This is a genomic window from Priestia sp. ABM2_011, from assembly GCF_056158845.1.
In genome coordinates this window covers 3,394,172-3,417,672 of record NZ_JBSWUB010000001.1, presented here as the reverse complement: position 1 = coordinate 3,417,672, position 23,501 = coordinate 3,394,172, and the positions used below count along the sequence as shown (strand labels likewise).

Here is a 23,501-nt window from a genome sequence, read left to right as displayed (position 1 = left end):
TTCTAGTCACTCATAATATGATATGAAAGCGTTTTATAGGAGAAGGGAGTTAGGTTATATGAGCATGGGGGTACAGTCAAAAGTTTCTCTAAAGACCGTATTATCATACGGAATGGGGAGCTTTGGAAACAATATTATTTATGCATTAACAAGTACATATTTAATGATTTTTTATACGGACAGCGTAGGATTAAATGCTGCAGCCGTAGGAACCTTATTTCTTATTGCAAGGATATGGGATGGAATTGCAGACATTATTATCGGAATGATTGTTGATAATACAGAAACGAGATTTGGTAAGTTTAGGCCCTATCTTTTAATAGGCGGATTTTTTGCAGCTGTTGCTACAGTCGCGTGTTTTATTAGTCCTGATCTTTCTCACACAGGAAAATTAATTTATGCTTATATCACTTATATCGCGTGGGGAACAAGCTTTGCTATCATGGATATTCCTTATTGGTCGCTTTCAGCAACGATTACACAAGATGTAAAAGAACGAAATAAAGTTGTAGCTTTTCCTAGAACAATTGCAGCAGTAGGGTCTTTATTTGCTAGTTTATTAACTCTTCCACTAGCTCATTATTTTGGAAACTGGTTTATGCTTAGTCTTATTTATGCGTGTATCTTAATGATTACAATGATCATCACATTTTCAGGAGTAAAAGAAAACTATACCGTAAAAAGACAGGAAAAGCAGACGCCAAAAGCAGTTTGGAACTTATTTATTCAAAATAGACCGTTGCGCTACCTGATTTTCTCGATGCTTTTAGTTGAAACAATTTTAACGATTCGAACTACGTTTTCTATTTACTATTTTAAATACAATTTAAATGCAGAGAACATCGCGTCTCTTTATTTAACCTTATTTTTTACCGCACAAATTGTAGGAGCGATCGCGTCTCCTTTCATTTCAAATAAATTTGGAAAGAAACGTGCAGCAATAGGGGGAATTGCCCTAAATGCTGTAGCCACTCTTACAATGTTTGCAACGGGTTTCCACGTTATGCCAGTGATGATTTTAAGCTTTTTAGCTTCTTTTGGCGGTGGGGTTAGTAACATTGCTCAAACGTCTATGCTCGCTGACTGTGTAGAATACGGCGAATGGAAAACGGGGAACCGAGCAGAAGGAATGGTGTTTTCTACGAATATTTTCAAAACAAAGGTCGCTTCAGCAGTGGGTGGAGCAGTAGGTGGGTACATCCTTTCAGCAGTAGGGTACGTGCCAAATCAAATTCAGTCACACAGCACGCTCATTTGGATTGCTTTAATCTTTACGATTATTCCGGGTATTCTCTGCTTGTTATCACTTGTCCCACTCGTAAAATATGAGTTGACGGAAAAGAGATATTTAGAAATTTTACAAGATATGAAAAAGCGCTCAGGCCGCATAAAAGAAAAACCGGCTATGAAAGTGTCTAGCTAATTCAAATCAACACAAGCATTGTACACAAAAATCACAAGAAAAAAAGACTGCATTTTCTCAGCTCCTCTTGCTATGATGTCAGGTAGACAGATATCAATGTAAAGAGGAGTTTTGTTTATGTTTATTAATTTTTCAAAAGAAGACAAAGATAAAATGCTGAATGAAATTCAAACGTTTTTTTATAACGAACGAGATGAAGAAATCAGTGAATTTGCAGCGGAAAATGTATTGGAGTTTATTAAAGAACATATAGGTCCTCACTTTTATAACCAAGCCATTAAAGATGCGGAAGATATTATGAACCAGGTCATGCTTTCTGCAGAAGAAAATTTACATGCATTAAAAAAACCAATCGAAAAGTAGTTCGAAAAAGAAAATATGAAATAGGAAAAAAGCGTTTTATGTACAAAAACATAAAGCGCTTTTGTTTGTTTATGAAACAAATTATTTGTTCGCCCAAGTGATATATGATACATTCGTTTTAAGATAATATTAACGTTAACGTAAAGGTTATATTTAAAGTGTTTTGATTTAACTTGATGAGGGCATAACTTCAGCAAGCAGGGACATAATGAGGTAATTATATGAGGAAAGAAGGGACTACACATGAGCAACATTACGAAAGGTCAGCTAACAAAATCTATTGTGAAAGCAAATGAAAATCGTTTAACGGATAATAGTGATTTTGATATCTATCAAGAGCTGGAAAATGTGCTTCAAGGAGTCGGCTTATCAGCAAAAGACAGCGGAGGAAACATTACATTTTACGGAGAAGATCCGATTGTTCCTAGTACGCTGCGACTTGCCTCAGCAGCAGCTATTGCACTGGTTGCTAAGTCAGTAGCTGTCTCAAAAATTTGGAGAATACGCGGAGGAAAAGGTCAAGATATTCATATGGATTTACGAAAAGCGATCCGAAGATTATCACCTTTTTACGATAAAAAATGGGAAAAGCTTAATGGGTATGCCCCGAGTAAAGCAAATGATCCTTATAATCCATTAGGCTTTCGCTTTTATCAAACAAAAGACGGCAAATGGGTAATGCCGCTGAATCCGTATCCACGCTCTAAGCATGAAACGCTCAAGCTATTAAATTGTATAGAAGACCCTGATGCAGTGGCAAAAGCGATTCGCGGATGGAATGCAGAAGAATTGGAAAAAGCTGCAGCGGAGCGAGGAGTTATCATGCCTGTTGTGCGGACAATTGAAAAGTTTATGAAAGAAGCCGTGTATGAAGAAATAGCTCAGCTTCCTTTAGTTGAAATTGAAAAGATTGGAGAAAGTGAGCCGATTCCTTTTTCCAAGAATCCTAAAACGCCGCTAGATGGTATTCGAGCATTAGGTCTTGGTCACGTTATTGCAGGAGCAGGATTCGGTAGAGCTCTCGCTTTACACGGTGCGGACGTCTTAAATATTTGGAAGCCAACGGATTGGGAGCATGATACGATTTACGCTACGTCTAATGTCGGTATGCGCTCTTCAACGCTGGATATCGGTGAAAAAGAAGGAAAAGAAAAAATGGTTGAACTTCTAAAAGAAGCCGATATCTTTTTTGCGAACCGTCGCTACGGATTTCTAGAGAGATACGGTCTAACAGCTGAAGAGTGTGCAGAACTAAAACCAGGCATCATCCACTGCACCGTTAACCTGCACGGGACGCAAGGAGAGTGGGCAAAAAGAAATGGATTTGACCAGACAGCGGGAAGCGTAACGGGAGTCATGGCGTTAGAAGGATCGCCAGAAAATCCTCAGCTGCCTCCTATTGTAGTTGTCAATGATTATGCAGTTTCTTGGCTGCTTGAAGTTGGTGCTTTAATGGCACTAGAAAGAAGAGCAAAAGAAGGAGGCAGCTACCGCGTGCGTGTATCATTAGATCGCGTATCTTTATGGATCTTATCAATGGGCATCTATGACAAAACATACGCCCATCAAACAGCTGGTTCGTCAGAGAAGCATGAGTACATTGCACCGGATCTCTTTACAGCCCAAACACCTTTAGGATTGTACCAAGGGCTTACAGAACAAATCGAAATGTCGGAAACTCCAGGGGAATATAAGACGGTTCTCGTTCCTCGAGGTTCTTCACGCCCAGAGTGGTTGTGATAACAAGAGGCTGAGACAAAATTATTTTAGTGGAAAGAAAATCCGAACGATGAATCGAGATTCTTGATAAAGGATCCAACTCGTTCGGATTTTTTTGTTATTGTGATGAACGTAGGTTTCGTTTATGGGGGTAGGTGTTTCTAGCGCTTGCACGGAAATCAACAGCGGTGTCACAAGCGGTTCAGCTCATGTATCCAATTTGTTTGTCTTTAGATTGAATTGATTTCGCTATGTCTTAATCTCGGTTTTTGGGGGTCAAATTTAAAATGAAAAATAAGAAAAAATATTTGAATAATTATATGATTTCTTATATAATAGCGAAAAGGATGAGGAGTTGACTTGTAATGGAAAACTATACGTCCCGCAAAATGACACGAGAAGAAGTAAAAGTATCAGACGCGACAGCAGCTCAACTAGTGCTAAACAAATCTCTTCGTGACTTTAAAAAAGCACAGCTTTTACTGCAAATCGATCAGTCTTTAGAAAAAAGAGATAAAGAAACTTTTTTACGTTTAACTGAAGAGTTAAAAGAAGTTTGTTAAATAACCTACTAACATAAACAATCAGCCTTTGCTTCTAGTGAGCAAAGGCTTTTCATATGGAAAAAAACGGATAAATGTTTTGTTTTTTCTGAAAGCGGTAAAAGTATAGTATGGATGATAAAGCAAAAATCAAGAAGTCTCTTACTTTATTATTTTTTGCTTTATCATCTACAGCATCTAGATGGTAATACATCATGAAAGAACAAAAAGAGAGAGGGTTCTTGATATGTATAACAAAATCTTAGTCGCCTTTGATGGTTCCGCACCTTCTATTCGTGCTCTTCAACATGCAAGTAAACTAGCTGAAAGCGTAAATGCTAATAAGCTGACAATTGTACATATTAAGGAAAGAATTCACTTGCAGCAGCCTGTTTTTAGCGTTGACTTGGACGCACTGATAGAAGAAGAAAACCGCGATATTTTATCTGAAGCTCACAATCATTTAACTCAATCAGGTATTCCATATGAGGCATACGGTGTAGAAGGCACTGCTTCAAAGAAAATTATTGAATACGCACGTGACAATCAACAAGACGTCATTGTAATAGGAAGCCGAGGAAAGGGCTTTGTTAAAGAGACCTTTCTAGGAAGTGTAAGTCACGAAGTTGCTCAATCCGCAGAATGTCCTGTTATTATTGTTAAATAAAAAGAGGCTGGGGTAAAAGTAGTTTAGTTAAAGAAAAATCCGAACGATGAATCGAGATTCTTGATGAAGAATCCAACTCGTTTGGATTTTTTTATTGGTATGGTGAACGTAGGTTTCATGTATATAGTTGCTTCTAGCAGTTGATTGGAGGGTAAGACGAAGACTCCTGCGGGGAAAGCGGAACAGGTGAGACCCCGCAGGAGCGTAAGCAACGAGGAGGCTCAGCGGCCGCCCGCGGAAAGCGAAGTCTTGCACGGAAATCAACTGCGGTGTGACCAGTAATTTATACTAGCTCCCTTATCCAATTCGTTCGTCTTTAGATTAGAGTGATTTTGTTATGTCTCAATCTCTTTTTGCTTTTGGATTATGTATTGCTGCACGCTTCGTAAGTTCGAAATTTGCTGTATGATAAACTTACTTCATACGCTAAGCTGTCAGATACCCGTGGTAAAATGTCAAAGAATAATCGTTATTTAATTAGGTATGTTTTATTCTGCACAGTTTCTTCATTTATTACTTTTATAATGAAAGCAAGGGATGTGAATAAATGAATCGTATTTCTATTAAGCTTGGACTCTTGTTTTTAATGTTCATTTTACTAATTGAAGCCGCTCTCTTTTTCTATTTATATAGCGGTCTTGCCAATACACGAATTTCAGAGGAGCTGCAAAGCTTGCGTTTAAGAGGAAACAGTCACCGGGAAGTATTAGAGAAGCATCATGATTCTGCTACGCTTAACCATGTTGCACTGATGGAATCAGAAGCAGAAACTGATGTTATCATAACGGATAAAACAGGAAAAATTATCAGTTCGTCTAGGCCTTTAATTCAAGGTGCAAGAAAAGCAGTAGAGAAATGGAAAGGAAAGTCTCTTACATATAAAGGTGAAATTATGCAAGGCGACTGGAAAAGCAAACCTTATATCGCCACGGCATCACCTATTAAAGAAGGCCATCAACAGTTCGGAACGGTTTATATGTTCAAAAACACAAAGGATATTCACGAAATGATTGCGAGACTACAGCATCATTTTTACGTAGCGGGAGCTGTGTCCGTTTTATTTTCCATTGTGACTATTTTTGCTCTGTCTAAATTTATAACCGCTCCTTTAATCAAAATGAAAAAAGCAACTGAGAAGCTGAGTCAAGGAGATTTGTCTGTGAAACTTGGCGCTCATTCAAGAGATGAACTCGGACAATTAGGAATGTCCATTCAGTCGTTAGCGAATGAGCTGCAGCGGTTACGAAAAGAGCGAAATGAATTTTTAAGCAGCATTTCACATGAACTTCAAACGCCTTTGATGTATTTAAAGGGCTATGCAGACGTAGCAAGAAGGCCTTCTAATACACCGCAAGAACGTGATAAGTATCTTGCTATTGTGGAAGAAGAAGCAGGAAGAATTTCACAGTTAGTCAAAGATTTGTTTCAGCTGGCGCAGCTGGATCAGCATACATTTTTTATTCAAAAACAAAAAGTAGAGCTAGCTATGTATTTGCACACCGTATGCGCGCATTTTCATTTAGCTTTAAAAGAAAAAGAGATGGAGCTGGAGATAAGCTGCCCTAAAGGTCTTTACGTTTCACTAGATCCTGAAAGATTTCAGCAAGTGATTATCAATTTACTTGATAACGCAATGAACTATTCAAAAGAAGGGACTAAAATTGATTTAAGTGTAAAAAAATCAGCTGAATCATTGACAATAACTCTTAAAGATCAAGGAATAGGCATTCCAGAAAAAGATCTACCTTACGTATTTGACAAGCTGTATCGAGTGGAAAAATCCCGCTCGAGAAAAAGCGGAGGATACGGATTAGGCTTATCAATTGTAAAGGAGATTGTAGAAGCTCATGGAGGAGAAATAACAATCACAAGCGAGACGGGAAAAGGTACGACTGTAGAGATTGTATTAAGAAAGGATGGATAGGATGGCAACTATTTTATTAGTAGATGATGAAGCAAGGATGCTGGATTTACTAGAACTTTATCTGCTGCCAAACGGATTTACATGTATAAAATTTGAAAAAGGCACAGAAGCGCTGCGCTATCTTTATGAAGGTAACAAAGCAGATTTGATGTTATTAGATATTATGATGCCAAGCGAAGATGGGTGGGAGATTTGCCAAGAAGTAAGAAAAATGTCTGATCTACCTGTCATTATGCTCACAGCCCGCAGCCAAACATTAGATGTAGTAAAAGGATTAAATATAGGGGCAGACGACTATATTACCAAACCGTTTAGCGAAGAAGAATTGGTTGCACGCATCGGTGCGGTTCTTAGACGTTCGTTAAAGGAAAAACATGAAATCACCTACAAAGGGTTAGTATGGAGCAAGGAAAATCACGTATTACAATATAAAGATCAGCAGATTCAAGTAACGCCTAAAGAGTTTGAATTGGTGGGGTTACTTCTTCAGCATTTAAATCGTGTGTTCAGCCGAGACGACTTGCTTGTGTTAGTGTGGGGATATGAGGCGGAGATTGGAGACCGTACTATTGACTCTCATGTGCGAAATGTTCGGGATAAGCTTAGAAAAGCGGGCTTTCCCGTAGACGAATACTTGCAAACCGTATGGGGAATAGGCTATAAGTGGGTTGATGTTAGTTGAAAATGATATGAGCATAGCTACTAAAATTGGTGAAAAGATAAAGTAAGCAGAAGCCAGCTTTTCGCTTTACATAGGGTAGGGGGGTATAGTATCATGAAGTTATGAAGGGAGGATGTTAGATGGTCGAAGCGAATCACATGAATAGTGAAGAAAAATGTTGTACGATAAATAGTGAAAGAAAAAGTCACCATTCTCCAGAAGTGAAAAAAAACCTAACAAGCCGATTAAATCGAATTGAAGGACAAATTCGAGGAATTAAAGGATTAATTGAAAAAGATACGTATTGTGACGACGTGATTACTCAAATCGCAGCTGCGCAGTCTGCTTTGAATAGTGTAAGTAAAATTTTGCTTGAAGGTCACTTGAAGCATTGCATTGTAGAACGTGTGCAAGCTGGTGATGAAGAAGTAGTGGATGAATTATTAACAACCATTAAACGATTAATGAAATAAAGGAGATGCTAGAAATGGAAAACGTAACATTATCAGTACAAGGAATGTCTTGCGGTCATTGTGTCAAAGCTGTTGAAGGCGGCGTAGGCGAACTTAATGGCGTTAAAAGCGTAGAAGTAAGCTTAGAAGATGCAAAAGTAACGGTTGCATTTGATCCAAGTCAAGTAACGGTCGAAGATATTAAAGAAGCTATTGATGACCAAGGTTATGACGTAGCATAAACAGCATCGCGTGCGAATACCTTCGCACGCTTGATTTAGGAGAAATATATACCCCTTATAGGTATATAACAGGAGGCGAAATGCGGTGAGTGACAAACAAAAAGAAGCCACCTTGCAAATTACGGGTATGACATGCGCAGCGTGTTCTAACCGGATTGAAAAAGGGTTAAAAAAAATAGAAGGTGTAAAAGAAGCAAACGTGAATTTGGCTTTGGAAAGATCTACTATCATATTTGATCCGTCTAAAACAAGTCCACAGGCCTTTGAAGAAAAAATCGAAAAGCTTGGGTACGGAGTTGTAAGTGAAAAAGCCGAATTTGCTATTACGGGCATGACGTGCGCCGCTTGTTCGACTCGTATTGAAAAAGGGTTAAACAAATTAGAAGGCGTGACAAAGGCAAGTGTTAACCTTGCTTTAGAAACGGCTTCTGTTGAATACAGCCCTTCTCAAATAGATCCGCAAGACATAACGCAGCGAGTTGAAAAGCTTGGATACGGAGCCAAGCTAAAGTCAGAAGAAAAAGAAGAAGAGCAAAGCTACAGAGAAAAAGAACTGAGTAAACAAAAAGGAAAGTTTTGGTTTTCATTTATTTTAAGCGTACCGTTATTATGGGCAATGGTTAGTCATTTTACGTTTACGTCGTTTATTCCTTTGCCTCATATGCTGATGAATCCATGGGTTCAGCTCGCTTTAGCTACGCCTGTTCAATTCGTCGTAGGGAAGCAATTTTATATAGGCGCATTTAAAGCTCTTCGTAACAAAAGTGCCAACATGGATGTTTTAGTAGCACTAGGTACAAGCGCAGCTTATTTCTATAGTTTATACTCTTCTCTTAAATCGCTTGGCTCATCTGCTCATACTACTCAGCTTTACTATGAAACGAGTGCTATATTAATTACGCTGATTCTTTTAGGGAAATTATTTGAAGCCAATGCCAAAGGCCGTTCTTCAGAAGCAATTAAAAAGATGATGGGTTTACAAGCTAAAACGGCCGTTGTAGTAAGAGACGGAGCGGAAATTGAAATTCCAGTGGAAGAAGTGCAAAAAGACGAAGTTATTTTTATTAAACCCGGTGAAAAAGTACCTGTAGACGGAGAGGTTATTGAAGGACAATCGGCTTTAGATGAGTCCATGCTGACAGGGGAAAGCGTACCGGTAGATAAAAGCATTGGAGATAAAGTAATTGGAGCCACACTCAATAAAAATGGTTTTCTAAAAATAAAAGCTACAAACGTTGGAAAAGAGACGGCGCTTGCGCAAATTATTAAAGTAGTAGAAGAAGCGCAGGGGTCTAAAGCCCCTATTCAGAGATTAGCTGATTATATTTCAGGTATATTCGTGCCAATTGTGGTTGGAATTGCTCTTCTTACGTTCTTTGTCTGGTATATCTGGATTGTGCCTGGCGAATTTGCACCGGCTTTAGAAAAGCTTATTGCCGTATTAGTGATCGCATGTCCATGCGCATTAGGTTTAGCTACTCCAACTTCCATTATGGCGGGGTCGGGCCGCGCAGCAGAATTTGGTATTTTGTTTAAAGGCGGCGAGCATTTAGAAGCGACGCATAAAATCGATACAATTCTTTTAGATAAAACGGGAACTGTTACAAATGGAACGCCTGAGCTAACCGATGTACGTATTGCACAGGGCTACGAAGAAAATGAGCTATTACAGTTAGTTGCATCAGCTGAGCGTTTATCGGAGCATCCTCTAGCTCAAGCACTCGTAGCAGGTATAAAAAATAAAGGTATAGAAATTCAAGATCCGTTATCTTTTGAAGCGATTCCAGGGCATGGAGTAAGGGCAACTGTACAAGAACGAGAGCTGTTAGTAGGAACAAGAAAGCTTATGAACCAACATAAAGTGAATATTGATGCAGCTTTAGAAGAAATGACAAATTTAGAACGAGAAGGAAAAACGGCCATGCTCTTTGCTCTTGACGGAAAATATGCCGGCATGCTTGCTGTTGCAGACACTATTAAAGAGACTTCTAAAGAAGCAGTTTCTAGGTTAAAAGAGATGGGCTTAGAAGTGATGATGATTACCGGAGATAATCGTCAAACAGCTCAGGCTATTGCGATGCAAGCGGGTATTGAGCACGTTATAGCAGAAGTGTTGCCAGAAGGCAAAGCAGAAGAAGTGAAAAAGCTTCAGCAGCAAGGTAAAAAAGTCGCAATGGTAGGAGATGGTATTAACGATGCTCCTGCACTTGCGTTAGCTGATATTGGAATGGCGATTGGAACAGGAACGGATGTAGCGATGGAAGCCGCTGATATTACGCTGATGCGAGGAGACTTGATGAGCATTGCAGATGCGATTGAAATGAGTAGAAAAACGATTTCTAATATTAAGCAAAATCTATTCTGGGCGATGGGTTATAACACGCTCGGTATTCCAATTGCAGCAGTTGGGCTGTTAGCTCCTTGGGTTGCTGGTGCCGCGATGGCTTTTAGTTCCGTATCGGTTGTATTAAATGCACTGCGATTGCAGAGAGTGAGGCTATAAGGTATGAAAAAGTGGATCATCTCAGCTATTTTGTACGTGCTTGCTGTCATAGCAGTATATGCTGTGTGGGAAATATAAACTAAAAAATATTGGAGTCATCGAGCCACTCTCGGTGAAAGTGATCCAAAAGCAAAGCTGCTAAAGAATATTCTTTAGCAGCTTTGTCAGGTGCAAGGAATTTTTTTGATTCAATTCATACCCTTTAAGATGAAGGTCTTCTGGATGCTTTTGCTGAGCAATTAACACATCACGTCCATCATCCATAATCCAAATGAAATAATGACGGCTGGAATCATCTCCATAGGTAATGGTCATTTTGCAATCGATGCTCCCAGCAGATTCTTCATCTAAGAGAAGTTTCATGCGCTCAGCCTTTTTTATACTATTGGTGAATGTATTCATATCTTGTTCATCGATAAACGTTTTGAGTATTTTCATTTTAATGGACGTTACTTCTATCTTTTGTACGCTAGGTGAGAGCGTGGACTGTGCGGAAGCAAAGGGGGCTCCCATCACCAAGCTAACTACAAGTAAGAGTGAGGATAGAGCAAAGCGTATTTTTAGCATGTTTCTTTCCTCCTTTTATTTTTATACTTTTTCCTAGTGGTAAGTGTTTCATACGAAGGCCTTTTTTAGGCACAGGAAATTTTCGTACCTAATTACCTTCATCTTCACAAAATCTGCACAAAGTCTGGCTACAATAAAGAAAAGAAGAAGAGTATGCAAAGATAAGTTGTTTCTAAGGATTAAAGGATTTTCATTTTAAAATTTATTAGGTGGAAAAGAGGGACTGTCATGAAAAAACAGCTATTTATTCTTGGTGCATCTGTCATTATTGGACTAAGCGGATGCGGAAACGATTCTAGTCATGAAAAACCTTCAGCTGACAAAAATGAATCCATGCACGATCACTCAGAGATGAATCACTCTAGTTCAGGAGAGGTTTCAAAAGGATTAAAGCAAGCTGAAAATCCAACATATAAAGTTGGAGATAAAGCCGTTATGAAAGCTGATCATATGAAAGGCATGAACGGGGCTGAAGCAACGATTGTTGGTGCTTACGATACTACGGCCTATACCGTTTCGTATACGCCAAAGACTGGCGGGGAAAAAGTAAAAAATCATAAGTGGGTTATTCAAGAAGAAATAAAAGATGCGGGTAACAAGCAGATAAAGACAGGTAGCGAAGTAACGCTTGAAGCAGACCATATGAAAGGTATGAAAGGGGCAAAAGCAACGATTGATTCAGCCGAAAAAACAACGGTATATATGGTAGACTACACGCCGACTACAGGCGGAGAGAAAGTGAAAAATCATAAGTGGGTAACGGAAGATGAGCTTTCAGCAAAATAGACTGTTAGCGAGAAAAAAGGCTGGACAAAAGTATTTTTGGTGAAAGAAGATCCGAACGATGAATCAAGATTCTTGATTGAGAATCTCGATTCATTGTTCGGATTTTTTATGGGTATGGTGAGCTTAGATTTTATGTAGTGTCTTCTAGCTGTGGTATTAAGTAGAATGCTACGGTAATAAAACGAACAAACTACTGATGAAAGGAGCTAGCTATGAGTGAACATACAGTAAAGCGAACAGGACGCACACGATGGTTCATTTCATCTTTGTTAAGCAGTATGATTATTTTAAACTATTTTGATCGTGTAGCGGTGTCAGTGGCCGCTCCTGCAATACAAGATGCATTTCACTTAACGGGAACAGAGCTTGGAATTGTCTTTTCTATTTATACGTATTCTTATACGATCATGCAAATACCTGCTGGAAGCTTGCTTGATCGGTTCGGAGTAGCATGGGTGACAAGAGTCGGTATGGTTATTTGGAGTTTATTAACGATGTCGATGGCTTTTTTGCAAGGAAAACTTCTTCTCTATATTGTCCGGTTTTTAATAGGAATAATGAGTGCTTCCGCATTTCCGGCAGCATCAAAAGCTACGTCGCTATGGTTTCCTCCAAACGAAAGAAGCTTACCAAATTCTTTGTTTGATTCAGCGGCCAAATTTTCAAATGTACTTGGCGCGCCTCTTGTAGCATTTCTCATCACCAAATTTGATTGGCGCACAGCATTTTTATCCATTGGAATTATAAACGTGCTGTTTACGCTGCTGTTTTGGTTTTATTACGAAAAGCCAGAAAAGCATAGACGCATATCAGATGATGAGTTGAAGTATATTCAAGAAAATAATTTAAATGCAAACGATGAGCAAACATCAAAATTTTTACATACCTTAAAAGTATTATTTACGAATCGGAAAGTTTGGGGGCTAATGATTGGGTTTACAGGCTATGGATATACGTTTAATTTACTGTTAACGTGGCTGCCAACTTTTTTAAAAGAAAAATACGGTATGGATATCATGTCATCGGGCCTGCTTACGGCAGTACCTTGGCTAATTGCTACATTTGCTGGCATTTTAGTTGGCGGCTGGCTTGTTGATTACCTTATAAAAAAAGGGTATAACAGTCAAAACGTATATCGTACGATCATTATAGTAGGGTTATGCTTAGGGTTTGTGTTTTTAGGCTCTATTTTCACCGATAATGTCGTCGTAGCGATGATTTGTATTTCGATTGGACTGGCAGGTATATCTGCAACGGCACCAATCGGCTGGTCTATTTCCGCTGAAATTGCGCCTGCAGGCTCTATTTCTCTTCTCAGTTCTATTGTTAATTTAGCTAATAATTTGTTTGGTGGAATTATAGCGACAGCTTTAACGGGATATCTTTTGGATAAAACTGGTTCTTTTAATCTAAGCTTTATTGTAGCGGGAATTGTATTGTTGCTAGGCTTAATTTTTTATATTTATGTGCTAGGAGATATTAAACAAATTAAAATTCCAAAAAATCAACGTACGAAGTAAAACCCCATGACTCGTTATGGGGTTTTACTTTTGATTATAAATAACGACCTTGCTTGTGCGTTTAGCGATGTGAGAAACGCTATTAAGAAGGGAAATAAGGTAAATTTGTTTGTTTAAAACATATGATAGAGACTTATTTTAAAACAGAATTGTTAGTATAGCATGTTCTTAAAAAGGTTAAGATGATTTTTATGAAGAAATTCTGTGTCTATTTTTGTGATTTCAGCAGAAGTAGATACGAACCGCACTATAAAAAAATAGAAAGGCAGAGGAACATGAATCATAAAGAAAGTGAAAGCAATACTGAGTTAAATCAAAGTCATTTGTTAAAGGAACCTCAGCGCATAGAATTATCTAAGTACCAAATTTTAAAAGCACTGATACCTGTTATTATACTGGGGCTTGTCGTTTTAGTGGCCGTATTACAAAACGATGGTCTTCTTAATTGGATCTAGGCATGTAAAAGGGGTCTGTAACGTACAAACAGACGTCGCAATCAGTAGAAATAATGGATTGCAACTTAGGCATGCAACAAAAAAACTGCATAGAGTGTAATTCAAATCGCTTGGATACAGTAGAGGGAAAGAGGGAGATATATGCCAAGAGTAACCGTTTTAGGATACGGAAGTTTTGAAGTGGCAAAAGGAAAAAAGCTTGTCTTGGCACTCGAAGACAACGGTATAAACATTCTTCATCGGTGCGGCGGAAAAGCCAAATGCACAACTTGCAGGGTAGAAGTGCTCGAAGGTGAATATTGTGACTTAACACACGCGGAGAAAAATGCATACTCAGAAAGTTCAATTGAAGATCATTTGCGCTTATCATGCCAAATTCGTGTAAATGAAGATGTCACCGTTCGGCCAATACTAACGGTAGAAAGCTCAGGACGAGAAGCAGGACCTCGACCCGCAGAGTAGCCATGTAATTGCAAAAAGCAGCGTGTGGAATGTTTACATGCTGCTTTTTGTATGTTTACTTAAAAAAATAACAAGAACAGCTACGGGGAGTAGCAGCTGTTCTTGTTCAAGTAAAATACCTACGGAATGATTCCTTTAAATTTTAGCATTCTGTAAGGCGGGCAGTAAATCACTCAAAAGAGTGATTATAAAGGCTTTTTTCGAACCGTTATCTGCAAATAGATTTAATTGGATTCTTCAATCACATCTCCACTTTTGTAAATATGATACCAGCCTATGGTACCTGATCCCCCTTGATCCATCCAGTCTTTATTTTTTGCTACGAATCTATAGTAAGCTTTATCGTTGTTATCTTTCCGTAAGCGGTCGTCTGTACTGAAGACAATGTTGTCATCGAGTTCTTTTTTACCGAATGCAATAGCCGTGCTGACAGGAAATTGCTTTCTTTCTACCTTGTTCTCATCTAAAGCTGCCCATGTTAAGGGACCAACAATACCATCTGGAGACAAGCGGTGATCGGTTTGAAATTCTTTTACTACATTTTGCGTTCGCGTACCGAAAATTCCATCAACTGATGTGTTATACTTCACATCCTTTAAACTTTGCTGTAAGTCTCTTACGTAGCTAGAGTGGGAACCTTTACGAAGCGTAGGCCTCGTTTCTGCTTTAGCTTCAATTTTTTGTGAGTAGGCATCTTTAGCAGCTGCTTCAGTAGTTGGAGTGCTGAATGCTACGCATGTTGTTGCAAGCGTAAGAGTAGAAAGCATGACAAGTGTTTTTTTCGTTAACATGAAATAACCTCCTTGTTTTTAGCAACTATTTGTCGCTTTTCATGAGCTTTATAACTAATTAGTAGCTATAAAGTCAACTTATTATAGCGCAGCCAGTTTTCTATTTGTTTTTATATTCCTATGATTATATAAGATAGTCATAAAAAACTAGTGAAGTAGATAAATCGTTCTATGTTTTCACTATAATTTCATTTTTCTCTGATACAGTACGGAAGGGAAAAAACAGTAGGTTTAAGCGTCTTGTGTACTTGGAGTATGTCTTGCTCTATAACGCTCATAATAAACGAATGAAAAGACTGCAAAGGGAATTTGGATCTCTTTGCAGTCTCTTCATGTTCAAAAGCTCTGCGTTCAACCGATAACCAGAAAGGAAAGTATTTATGTCTACTTTGTATGCTCAGCACATAAGGAACCTTTTTTCGAAAATAAAGTCCAATAAGTCATCAAGGAAACAAATTTTTCTCTACATATTAGGGATTTGCTGTTTGTGTATAGCGCTCGTTGTAACAAACCACAATTATTCTCTTTATAAAAAACCAATAGCTGAGGTAGTGAAGACGAATGTTGTAGAAAAAAACAAATCTGCTGATTTAAATCATAACAAAGATACCGTATACTCTCAGGAAATTGTTGCTAAAATAATGAACGGAAAATATAAAGGAAGGCTTATCCATTTAGAGAATACGTACTCGTATTCAGGTGCTTATGATCAAAAGTATACTGTCGGAACAGATCTTTTTGTCTCCTTAGAAAAGAATTCACAGCATGCTCTAAATGGAACGATTGAAGGAGTGAAGCGGGACAAGCAGGTTACCGCTGTCGCTGGTTTATTTATATTAATTTTGCTGGCTATTGGAAGAAAACAAGGTTTTTATTCAATCATTAGCTTATTTATTAATATTGTTCTTTTAATCGGGGCCCTCAATGTATATTTAGCACTAGGGAATGTGAGCTTGCTAGCTGTATGTATTGTTGCGGTCGTTCTTTTTACGGTTATTTCTTTGTTATTAGTAAGCGGTAATAAAGAAAAAACGCATGTAGCGATTATTTCAACTTTAATAGGTACATTTGTTTCGCTTTTAATCGCGTATGGTGTCATGCAATTAACAGATTCTAATGGCCTTCATTATGAAGGAATGGAGTTTGTAACGATTCCTCCTCAAAAAATATTTATGAGTGAGGTATTAATAGGATCTTTAGGGGCTGTTATGGATGTAGCGATTACGATTACTTCTTCTGTCTATGAACTATATGAAAAAAATAAAGAGATCGCGCGCAAAGATTTACTGAAATCAGGCAAAGAAATTGGCGGAGACATCATGGGAGCTATGACGAATATTTTATTTTTTTCATATATAAGCGGAACAATCCCAATGGTTCTTCTTTATTTAAAGAATGGCTCTCCTTTAGGATATACGTTTTCGATGAATTTCTCCTTGGAGTTAATCCGTGCTCTTACTGGCAGCATTGGTATTGTTTTAACGATTCCCATTACACTCTATCTTTCGATTCTTTTTATTTTTAGAAAGGGGAACAGAAAGTGAACGTTTTACTATTGCTTGCTCTTATTTTATTTATTCTGATGAGTATTGTGGGCGGAAAAAAAGGAATCCGGTCTTTCCTTGCGCTGTTCTTGAATTTTGGCGTTATTTTTCTCACCATTCTCTTTATGCTGTCTATAAAAAATACGATTGTTGTTACGTTGATCGCTTGTACAATCATTAGCTGCATTAATTTATTTTATATTAATAAATTCAATCATAAAACGCTTGCTGCGTTTGTTTCAACAATTATTACCTTAGCTGTTTTAGTACTCTTTATTTTTATTATTGAACATCATGCAATGATTCAAGGATTTGGAGAAGAACAGGAAGAAGAAATTAACGCTTTTTCACTTTATGTTGGAATTGACTTTGCTAAAATAGCCATTTGTACAATTATTATGGGTGCCATAGGAGCGATCATTGATATTTCGCTATCTATTTCGTCTTCTATGAATGAATTATTTGTTCATGATCCGTCCGTAACTAAAAAGAATCTCTTCAATTCTGGTTTGAAAATCGGAAGAGATATTTTGGGCACCACAACCAATACACTGTATTTTGCCTTTGTAGGCGGATATTTGACGTTAATTATCTGGTTTAAGAGATTGTCGTATTCGTTTGGAGACATTATCAATTCAAAAACCTTTTGTGCAGAAGTCATTTCTATTTTAAGCGGGGGCATTGGTGTAGCCATTATTATTCCGATTACCTCTTGGATTAGTGCCTCTATTTTCTTACAAAAAAGAGAAAAAGGGAAGCAGTACAAGGAAATAAAGTAGAGAAGCGTATGGACAAATAAAAACAGAAAGTCATAAAAAACTGCCCCTCCAATGGTTAACCATTGGAGGGGCAGTTCAAATTAACCTCGGCCTATTTGTAGGATTTTGAGAGGAAAATAGGTGGAGGATGGGAGTTGTAATAGCATTAAGGATTACAATCTGTTTTTCTTACTGATAGATAATACGAAAAGGCCAAGAAGCAGAATTTACAGGAGAAGCAGCTTTTACAAGGACCGTCTCACCGTTAGCTGGAAGCAGATTCTTAAAAGCATAAATTCTACGTTCACCTCTTGGAGATCCACGTCCTCGAGAGGTCTTTTGAGGTATAATATTTCGTTCGTTTTTTGGGTCAAGTATCCAGTGTACGTACCAAATCTGACGTAAAAATTGTCTATTTGTACTTTGCGGACGTTCATCAAATATACAGTGATTCACTTGGCCTGTCCAATATAGATATCGCCCGTTTCCTATATGCCATTCATCTCCTGACCGATATCTGATTCCTACACATTCACCGGGGTAGATAACATTGGGAATGTTGTAATGATTTTCTCTTTGGCAACTAGGGTCACTATATTGTGTATAAGGCGTAACTTCTACTTTTTCCAATTGATTTTTTCTAAAATACAAATATTGCTGCGTGACTTGCCCTGTCGTTCGGTTTACGGCTCGGTGGCTAAGTAGAATACCGTTATAAGTCTGTAACTTTGTGTTATCGATGCTTCTTGTAACCGTTAAGGTACCGGCATTTGAGCTTATGACGCCCCCTACTAATCTTCCATTATGAACACAGTACCCGTTTCTGCAAGAGGCACCGGCATTAGCTCGATATAGAACTCCTACGCATGTCCCGCTATTAATTAAAGTCAATTATATTCACCTCGCATTCCAACTTGTTTTATAGAAATAGCTTTCGAAAGTGCTCTTCGTTTGAAGTGATTTCTATAGATCATTCGGGCCATATCGATAGGAAGGCTGTGTTTGAATAAAATAGCCATTTCGTACTTGAGCTACCCAGTTTTGAAATATTTCTCTCCATTCAACACGGTTAAAAAACTCATCAAGCGGCCTTGAAGAATCCCATTCAATGATAAAGAACGGAACTACTGATGGATTCCATACGCCTATACTATTGACACCTGCTTCTTTGATAAGAAGTAAAGGCAGGCCTCGTTGGTAACCCATGCTTGGCTCTATTTGTAAAAATGGAGCACCTTCCCATGATGGTGGCGGAGGTGTACCGCCGGGAATATTCGTCATGGTATAATTGGCGAAGACTTGCTGCATATTCACCGCAATCAATCCATAGCTAGAGAGGATCATTCGGCGAACGCTTGTAATCGTTTTATTAGGATATTGCTCCGTATCAGGCAGTGTACGAGGGAAAAGAAGAGCACGTTCAATTTCATCAATTAAACGATTAAGAAATCTTGTTTGAGTAGCATTAAGCATAGAAGGGTGGCTGAGGAATACAGGAATTTTATAAGCTCTGTCGGCTGTATTTTTTAAAGGGATTTTAGGGGCAGCAGAGGGAGATACTTTATCGTCTCTAAGAGAGTAAGGCTTGTCTACATAATATTTACCATCTTGCGGATTATAATAGGAATAATGTTTTTTAATCGTAATCATCCTTTCTTATTTTTCTCTATATTTTATTCAGATAGACAAAATAAGTATGTATGTTTGTCCAAGGACATTAGGAGCATTTTTACGAGAAAACATACGTATAGTATCGTATGCTAGATTTGACTTAAATTAGTAGGGAAAAATAATTTCTTAAATCCAATCCTTAAACAACTACTAAATCACTCTTAGTTCACTAAAAAATTGTAAATCAGTTAAAAATCAATTATAGTAATGAAGCATTAATACATAAGCCCATTTATACATCAGCTGAAAGGGAGTAGGAGGTGTTCATTAATGAGTACAAAATCTATAGATAGTATTGAAAAGGCAGCTCAAATCTTAAAATTATTGGGAGATAAAACAAGGCTTTCGATGGTGAAATTAATAGAGAACAATGAATGTTGTGTGTGTGAGTTCGTGGATATCTATCAAGCTAGCCAACCTTCAATTAGTCAGCATTTGCGAAAATTAAGAGATGCTGAGCTTGTGAAGGAAAGAAGAAAAGGGCAATGGGTTTTTTATTCTCTTAATAAAGAAAGCCGGTACTATGAGTTTGTTCTAGGTATACTTGAATCTGTACCAAGTCAGGACGAACGTTTAAAAGAGCTAGAAAAACAAGGACTGCGTATTAGTTGTTGTGAATAATTGGAGGTTTAAACAGTGGCATCGGTTGTACTAGCATCATTGATTTTTTTAGTAACACTAATTTTTGTCATTTGGCAGCCGAAGAATTTATCAATCGGCTGGTCGGCTTGTGGGGGAGCTATCCTTGCTTTACTGGCAGGCGTTGTTGATTTTCAAGACGTTCTTGAGGTAACCAGCATTGTGTGGAATGCGACTCTTACGTTTATTGCTATTATTATTATTTCTTTAATTTTAGATGAAATTGGTTTCTTTGAATGGGCAGCGCTTCACATGGCTAGAGCTGCAGGAGGGAACGGCGTGCGTATGTTTGTTTACGTGTCTCTTCTTGGAGCCGTTGTAGCAGCGCTATTTGCTAATGACGGAGCAGCTTTGATTTTAACACCCATTGTTTTAGCCATGGTTCGGGCATTAAAGTTCGACGATAAAATGGTTTTTCCGTTTATTATCGCAAGTGGATTTATTGCGGATACAACTTCGCTGCCGCTTGTTGTTAGTAACTTAGTGAATATCGTATCAGCCGACTTCTTTGGCATTAGCTTTTCTGAATTTGCATCACGCATGATTGTTCCAGATTTGGTTTCTCTGTTTGCAAGTATTATGGTCTTGTATCTGTATTTCCACAAAAGAATTCCTAAGAAATACAATGTAGCAGATTTGCAGAAGCCAGTGGATGCCATCAAAGATGAAAAGATGTTCCGGCTATCTGGAATTGTCTTAGTTTTGTTAGTGCTAGGCTATTTAATTGGAGAATTCTTTAGCGTCCCTGTTTCAATCATCGCAGGTATTATTGCTATTCTGTTTTTGATGATGGCCAAAAAAAGCCGAGCGGTTCATACAAAAAAAGTGCTAAAGGGAGCTCCATGGGCGATTGTCTTTTTCTCTATCGGCATGTATGTCGTTGTATACGGCTTGCGTAATGCTGGTTTAACAGAAATTCTGGCTGACGTGATCCAAGCAACAGCCAGCCATGGACTGTTTGCAGCAACGATCGGTATGGGATTCACTGCGGCTATTCTTTCATCAATTATGAACAATATGCCAACCGTTATGATTGATGCACTAGCAATCGATGCAACACACGCAGCTGGCACAATCAAGGAAGCGCTCGTTTATGCAAACGTCATTGGATCGGATTTAGGTCCGAAAATTACCCCGATTGGTTCTCTAGCAACGCTTTTATGGCTTCATGTTCTGTCAACAAAAGGCGTGAAAATTTCCTGGGGAACGTATCTTAAAACGGGTATTATTTTAACGATTCCGACCTTGTTTATTACGCTTGTTGGTTTGTATATTTGGTTGGTGATTATTTCATAACGCGTGCTAAAGGAGATTTGTTTTAGTCGATATGATAATGGCTGTTGCCAGAAAAATTCAGATGTGTATCGAAGCTGTAGAAAATGATCTACAGCTTTTTTTTTTGAAAAGGTATAACGGAGAGCGACACGTTTTTAAAATGAGATACGTATTTCTCATCTAAGCTACTTTTCTCCTCAGTCATACTCCAACAGCTCTTTCTATGATAAAATAATAAAACTGACTAAGTTTCACATGGAAATTTGAAATGTAAGGTGATTAAATACATGAAGTTAATTATTGCAGAAAAGCCGGATCAAGGATCGACGCTCGCTTCACAGTTTAAGCCGAAGCGTCACGACGGTTATTTAGAGATTCCACCGAATGAAGTGTTTACAGACGGAGCATATGTAACGTGGGCAGTGGGGCATTTATGTCAGCTTGTAAGTCCGGAAGATTATAAGCCGGAGTGGAAAAAGTGGTCAATTGACACGCTGCCGATGATTCCAGACCGTTTTCAATATGAAGTGACGCGCTCAAAAGCGAAGCAGTTTCAAGTGGTAAAAAAGCTGCTTAAAAAGCCGACGGTCACAGAAATTATACATGCGGGAGATGCGGGGCGGGAAGGAGAATTAATCGTCCGTAATATCATCCAGCTCTCAGGTGTGCATAAGCCGATGAAACGGTTGTGGATTTCTTCTTTAACACCAAAAGCCATTTATGATGGATTTCAACAGTTAAAAGACGAAAGCGACACGCGCAACCTTTATTATGAAGCATATACAAGAGCATGTGCGGATTGGGTCGTTGGGATGAATGCTTCACGCGTGTATAGCATCTTGTTAAAAAAGCATGGCATGTCAGATGTTTTTTCAGCAGGACGCGTGCAGACACCAACGCTTGCTTTGATTGTAAAGCGTGAAAAAGAAATTGATAATTTTAAATCAGAGCCTTTTTGGGAAGTGCTTGCTAAGTTTGATATTGAAGGAAAGAAGTATGAAGGCAAATGGCATCAAGACGGAGAGTCGCGTCTTAAAGAAAAAGAAATGGCGTATAAAATTGCTCAGTTTTGCGAAGGCAAAGACGCGGAAGTTCATGAACTCGTAACGGAGCGAAAAGAGTTCCAGCCGCCTTTGTTATTTAACCTATCGTCACTTCAAGCAACCGCGAATAAAGCGTTTAAGTTTTCTCCTAAAAAGACGCTTGATGTGCTGCAAGGGCTGTACCAGAAGGGAATTGTTTCTTATCCGAGATCAGACTCAAACTACGTAACAGAAGGTGAAGCAGAAACGTTTCCTGAGATTTTAGAAAAGCTGAGTGCTTTTTCTGAATACGAACATTTATTTCCGCTTCCTTACTCTTCAATTCTAGGAAATAAACGCTATGTAAATGCAAAAAAAGTAAGCGATCACTATGCGATTATTCCGACGGAACAAGTGAAGGACCCTAGTAAACTGTCAGGAGATGAACAGAAAATTTACGACTTAGTCGTAAGACGGCTAATTGCGGCACACTACGAAAAAGCGATTTTCGACTACACAACGATTACGACACTTGTGGAAAAGCGAGCAGCTTTTATTTCAAAAGGAAAGCAGCAAATTCAAGAAGGCTGGCGCAAAGTAATTTTTCAAAATGAGAAAGATGACGACGTTATTCTTCCTAATGTTCAAGAAGGCGAAGAAGGAAAAGTTATTAAAGTAGACGTAAAAGAAGGCAAAACACAGCCTCCAAAACGCTACACCGAAGGTCAGTTGATTACACTGATGAAGACAGCGGGTAAGCATTTAGATAACGATGAGCTGGAGAAAATTTTAGCAAAATCAGAAGGGTTAGGGACGGAAGCAACGCGTGCTGGAATCATTACAATGCTTAAAGATCGTAAATATATTGATGTGAAAAAAAACCAAGTGTTTGCGACTGATAAAGGAAAGGTATTGATTGACGCGATTGGAGATAAAATTTTAGCTTCACCAGAAATGACGGCTAAGTGGGAGCAGCGTCTAGCTGAAATTGGGCAAGGAGCAGCATCGGCCGCTACTTTTATGGAACAAACAAAGAAACTTTCAGCTAAAATTATCGAAGACGCTGTCGAAGCAGAAAGCAAGTGGAATTTCAGCGGATACGACACTGAATCCATTCAGCGAAAAGGCAAGGGAAAAGGTAAAAGTTTTTCTTCTAAATCGTTTGGTCCATGTAAGCTTTGCGACGGAAAAGTAGTCGATAAAGGTTCATTTTACGGATGCTCAAACTATGCAAAAACAAAATGTACATTTACCGTATCGAAAAAGATTTTAGGTAAAACAGTTACTCAAGCTAATTTAAAAAAACTGTTAAGCGAAGGGCAGACAGACTTGATTGAAGGCTTTAAAAAAGGTGATAAGACCTTTAATGCGAAGTTAGAATGGAAAGAAAACAAAGTGCAGTTTTTATTTGAAAAGTAGAGAAATAAAAAGCGCTTGCTAAAGATAAAGAGCAGGCGCTTTTTGTATGTAAAAACAGGAGTTTTCCAGCCTTTCTAGAATTTCCTACATAGCTTA

22 protein-coding genes are annotated in these 23,501 nt (G+C 38.4%); 18 read left to right on the top strand and 4 right to left on the bottom strand.

All coding sequences use genetic code 11. The features are described 5' to 3' along the window. Nucleotides 1-58: 58 nt before the first annotated feature. From ACXAE4_RS18370 to ACXAE4_RS18325, 10 genes are all read left to right on the top strand, one after another. On the top strand, nucleotides 59-1,423 hold the full coding sequence (locus ACXAE4_RS18370; RefSeq protein ID WP_154988988.1) for a glycoside-pentoside-hexuronide (GPH):cation symporter: 1,365 nt from the start codon (nucleotides 59-61) through the stop codon (nucleotides 1,421-1,423). A gap of 117 nt (nucleotides 1,424-1,540) precedes the next feature. Further along, nucleotides 1,541-1,786 carry a DUF2164 domain-containing protein gene (locus ACXAE4_RS18365; protein WP_013082790.1) on the top strand — a complete coding sequence of 82 codons (246 nt, stop codon included), beginning with the start codon at nucleotides 1,541-1,543 and terminating at the stop codon, nucleotides 1,784-1,786. Nucleotides 1,787-2,029: 243 nt separating this feature from the next. After that, nucleotides 2,030-3,526, top strand: coding sequence for a CoA transferase (locus tag ACXAE4_RS18360; protein WP_154988986.1), 1,497 nt, complete (start codon nucleotides 2,030-2,032; stop codon nucleotides 3,524-3,526). 344 nt (nucleotides 3,527-3,870) lie between these two features. Further along, a complete protein-coding gene (locus ACXAE4_RS18355) occupies nucleotides 3,871-4,068 on the top strand; it encodes an IDEAL domain-containing protein (RefSeq protein ID WP_013082792.1) in 198 nt (65 codons plus the stop codon). Nucleotides 4,069-4,294: 226 nt separating this feature from the next. Further along, on the top strand, nucleotides 4,295-4,714 hold the full coding sequence (locus tag ACXAE4_RS18350) for a universal stress protein (protein ID WP_028413689.1): 420 nt from the start codon (nucleotides 4,295-4,297) through the stop codon (nucleotides 4,712-4,714). 547 nt (nucleotides 4,715-5,261) lie between these two features. Continuing rightward, nucleotides 5,262-6,638 carry a sensor histidine kinase gene (locus tag ACXAE4_RS18345; RefSeq protein ID WP_154988984.1) on the top strand — a complete coding sequence of 459 codons (1,377 nt, stop codon included), beginning with the start codon at nucleotides 5,262-5,264 and terminating at the stop codon, nucleotides 6,636-6,638. 1 nt (nucleotide 6,639) lies between these two features. Then, the gene (locus tag ACXAE4_RS18340; protein ID WP_028413687.1) at nucleotides 6,640-7,320 is read left to right on the top strand and encodes a response regulator transcription factor; all 681 of its coding nucleotides are present in this window, start codon (nucleotides 6,640-6,642) and stop codon (nucleotides 7,318-7,320) included. A gap of 119 nt (nucleotides 7,321-7,439) precedes the next feature. Then, nucleotides 7,440-7,772: a metal-sensitive transcriptional regulator gene (locus ACXAE4_RS18335; protein ID WP_014460516.1), complete on the top strand. Its 333-nt coding sequence runs from the start codon at nucleotides 7,440-7,442 to the stop codon at nucleotides 7,770-7,772. A gap of 14 nt (nucleotides 7,773-7,786) precedes the next feature. Next, a complete protein-coding gene (copZ, locus tag ACXAE4_RS18330; protein WP_013082796.1) occupies nucleotides 7,787-7,993 on the top strand; it encodes a copper chaperone CopZ in 207 nt (68 codons plus the stop codon). Between the two features lie 85 nt (nucleotides 7,994-8,078). Further along, nucleotides 8,079-10,496 (top strand): heavy metal translocating P-type ATPase, encoded by a 2,418-nt coding sequence (locus ACXAE4_RS18325; protein WP_289578870.1) that lies wholly within the window; start codon nucleotides 8,079-8,081, stop codon nucleotides 10,494-10,496. Between the two features lie 138 nt (nucleotides 10,497-10,634). On the opposite strand, the gene ACXAE4_RS18320 is transcribed toward ACXAE4_RS18325, so the two are convergent. Beyond that, a complete protein-coding gene (locus ACXAE4_RS18320; RefSeq protein WP_154988982.1) occupies nucleotides 10,635-11,063 on the bottom strand; it encodes a YhfM domain-containing protein in 429 nt (142 codons plus the stop codon). 228 nt (nucleotides 11,064-11,291) lie between these two features. Here ACXAE4_RS18320 and ACXAE4_RS18315 point away from each other — a divergent pair, with 228 nt between their 5' ends. The 3 genes from ACXAE4_RS18315 to ACXAE4_RS18305 all read left to right on the top strand — a co-directional run bounded on the left by ACXAE4_RS18315 (nucleotide 11,292) and on the right by ACXAE4_RS18305 (nucleotide 14,286). Then, a complete protein-coding gene (locus ACXAE4_RS18315; protein ID WP_154988980.1) occupies nucleotides 11,292-11,849 on the top strand; it encodes a YdhK family protein in 558 nt (185 codons plus the stop codon). 212 nt (nucleotides 11,850-12,061) lie between these two features. Continuing rightward, on the top strand, nucleotides 12,062-13,369 hold the full coding sequence (locus ACXAE4_RS18310) for an MFS transporter (protein WP_028413683.1): 1,308 nt from the start codon (nucleotides 12,062-12,064) through the stop codon (nucleotides 13,367-13,369). 596 nt (nucleotides 13,370-13,965) lie between these two features. Beyond that, complete coding sequence (locus ACXAE4_RS18305; protein WP_034264498.1) at nucleotides 13,966-14,286, top strand: 2Fe-2S iron-sulfur cluster-binding protein; 321 nt, start codon at nucleotides 13,966-13,968, stop codon at nucleotides 14,284-14,286. Between the two features lie 224 nt (nucleotides 14,287-14,510). Here the strand turns inward: ACXAE4_RS18305 and ACXAE4_RS18300 are convergent, their stop codons facing one another. Further along, nucleotides 14,511-15,077 carry a peptidoglycan-binding domain-containing protein gene (locus ACXAE4_RS18300; protein ID WP_154988978.1) on the bottom strand — a complete coding sequence of 189 codons (567 nt, stop codon included), beginning with the start codon at nucleotides 15,075-15,077 and terminating at the stop codon, nucleotides 14,511-14,513. Between the two features lie 551 nt (nucleotides 15,078-15,628). On the opposite strand from ACXAE4_RS18300, the gene ACXAE4_RS18295 reads away from it, so the two are divergent. Further along, entirely contained in the window at nucleotides 15,629-16,621 is a 993-nt protein-coding gene (locus ACXAE4_RS18295; RefSeq protein WP_034264529.1) for a YibE/F family protein, read from the top strand. Next, nucleotides 16,618-17,400 (top strand): YibE/F family protein, encoded by a 783-nt coding sequence (locus ACXAE4_RS18290; RefSeq protein ID WP_028413678.1) that lies wholly within the window; start codon nucleotides 16,618-16,620, stop codon nucleotides 17,398-17,400. Before ACXAE4_RS18295 ends, ACXAE4_RS18290 begins: the two co-directional genes overlap by 4 nt. A 168-nt stretch (nucleotides 17,401-17,568) precedes the next feature. Here ACXAE4_RS18290 and ACXAE4_RS18285 read toward each other — a convergent pair whose 3' ends face one another. Beyond that, nucleotides 17,569-18,270, bottom strand: coding sequence for a hypothetical protein (locus tag ACXAE4_RS18285; protein WP_289578871.1), 702 nt, complete (start codon nucleotides 18,268-18,270; stop codon nucleotides 17,569-17,571). Nucleotides 18,271-18,342: 72 nt separating this feature from the next. Further along, nucleotides 18,343-19,029 (bottom strand): hypothetical protein, encoded by a 687-nt coding sequence (locus ACXAE4_RS18280; protein ID WP_475236564.1) that lies wholly within the window; start codon nucleotides 19,027-19,029, stop codon nucleotides 18,343-18,345. 291 nt (nucleotides 19,030-19,320) lie between these two features. Here ACXAE4_RS18280 and ACXAE4_RS18275 point away from each other — a divergent pair, with 291 nt between their 5' ends. The 3 genes from ACXAE4_RS18275 (at nucleotide 19,321) to ACXAE4_RS18265 (ending at nucleotide 23,405) form a co-directional block, all read left to right on the top strand. Beyond that, entirely contained in the window at nucleotides 19,321-19,671 is a 351-nt protein-coding gene (locus ACXAE4_RS18275) for an ArsR/SmtB family transcription factor (protein ID WP_033578743.1), read from the top strand. Nucleotides 19,672-19,686: 15 nt separating this feature from the next. Beyond that, nucleotides 19,687-20,985 carry an arsenic transporter gene (locus ACXAE4_RS18270; protein ID WP_289578874.1) on the top strand — a complete coding sequence of 433 codons (1,299 nt, stop codon included), beginning with the start codon at nucleotides 19,687-19,689 and terminating at the stop codon, nucleotides 20,983-20,985. A gap of 266 nt (nucleotides 20,986-21,251) precedes the next feature. Further along, nucleotides 21,252-23,405, top strand: coding sequence for a DNA topoisomerase III (locus ACXAE4_RS18265; RefSeq protein ID WP_289578875.1), 2,154 nt, complete (start codon nucleotides 21,252-21,254; stop codon nucleotides 23,403-23,405). Nucleotides 23,406-23,501: the final 96 nt, after the last annotated feature.

Excerpts from the sequence above, each read along its gene's own strand:
- ACXAE4_RS18300 (WP_154988978.1), bottom strand. The coding sequence starts at position 15,077 with ATGTTAACGAAAAAAACACTTGTCATGCTTTCTACTCTTACGCTTGCA.
- ACXAE4_RS18265 (WP_289578875.1), top strand. The coding sequence starts at position 21,252 with ATGAAGTTAATTATTGCAGAAAAGCCGGATCAAGGATCGACGCTCGCT.
- ACXAE4_RS18305 (WP_034264498.1), top strand. The coding sequence starts at position 13,966 with ATGCCAAGAGTAACCGTTTTAGGATACGGAAGTTTTGAAGTGGCAAAA.
- ACXAE4_RS18280 (WP_475236564.1), bottom strand. The coding sequence starts at position 19,029 with ATGATTACGATTAAAAAACATTATTCCTATTATAATCCGCAAGATGGT.
- ACXAE4_RS18360 (WP_154988986.1), top strand. The coding sequence starts at position 2,030 with ATGAGCAACATTACGAAAGGTCAGCTAACAAAATCTATTGTGAAAGCA.
- ACXAE4_RS18355 (WP_013082792.1), top strand. The coding sequence starts at position 3,871 with ATGGAAAACTATACGTCCCGCAAAATGACACGAGAAGAAGTAAAAGTA.
- ACXAE4_RS18315 (WP_154988980.1), top strand. The coding sequence starts at position 11,292 with ATGAAAAAACAGCTATTTATTCTTGGTGCATCTGTCATTATTGGACTA.
- ACXAE4_RS18335 (WP_014460516.1), top strand. The coding sequence starts at position 7,440 with ATGGTCGAAGCGAATCACATGAATAGTGAAGAAAAATGTTGTACGATA.
- ACXAE4_RS18320 (WP_154988982.1), bottom strand. The coding sequence starts at position 11,063 with ATGCTAAAAATACGCTTTGCTCTATCCTCACTCTTACTTGTAGTTAGC.
- ACXAE4_RS18340 (WP_028413687.1), top strand. The coding sequence starts at position 6,640 with ATGGCAACTATTTTATTAGTAGATGATGAAGCAAGGATGCTGGATTTA.
- ACXAE4_RS18365 (WP_013082790.1), top strand. The coding sequence starts at position 1,541 with ATGTTTATTAATTTTTCAAAAGAAGACAAAGATAAAATGCTGAATGAA.
- ACXAE4_RS18345 (WP_154988984.1), top strand. The coding sequence starts at position 5,262 with ATGAATCGTATTTCTATTAAGCTTGGACTCTTGTTTTTAATGTTCATT.
- ACXAE4_RS18350 (WP_028413689.1), top strand. The coding sequence starts at position 4,295 with ATGTATAACAAAATCTTAGTCGCCTTTGATGGTTCCGCACCTTCTATT.
- copZ (WP_013082796.1), top strand. The coding sequence starts at position 7,787 with ATGGAAAACGTAACATTATCAGTACAAGGAATGTCTTGCGGTCATTGT.
- ACXAE4_RS18275 (WP_033578743.1), top strand. The coding sequence starts at position 19,321 with ATGAGTACAAAATCTATAGATAGTATTGAAAAGGCAGCTCAAATCTTA.
- ACXAE4_RS18310 (WP_028413683.1), top strand. The coding sequence starts at position 12,062 with ATGAGTGAACATACAGTAAAGCGAACAGGACGCACACGATGGTTCATT.
- ACXAE4_RS18370 (WP_154988988.1), top strand. The coding sequence starts at position 59 with ATGAGCATGGGGGTACAGTCAAAAGTTTCTCTAAAGACCGTATTATCA.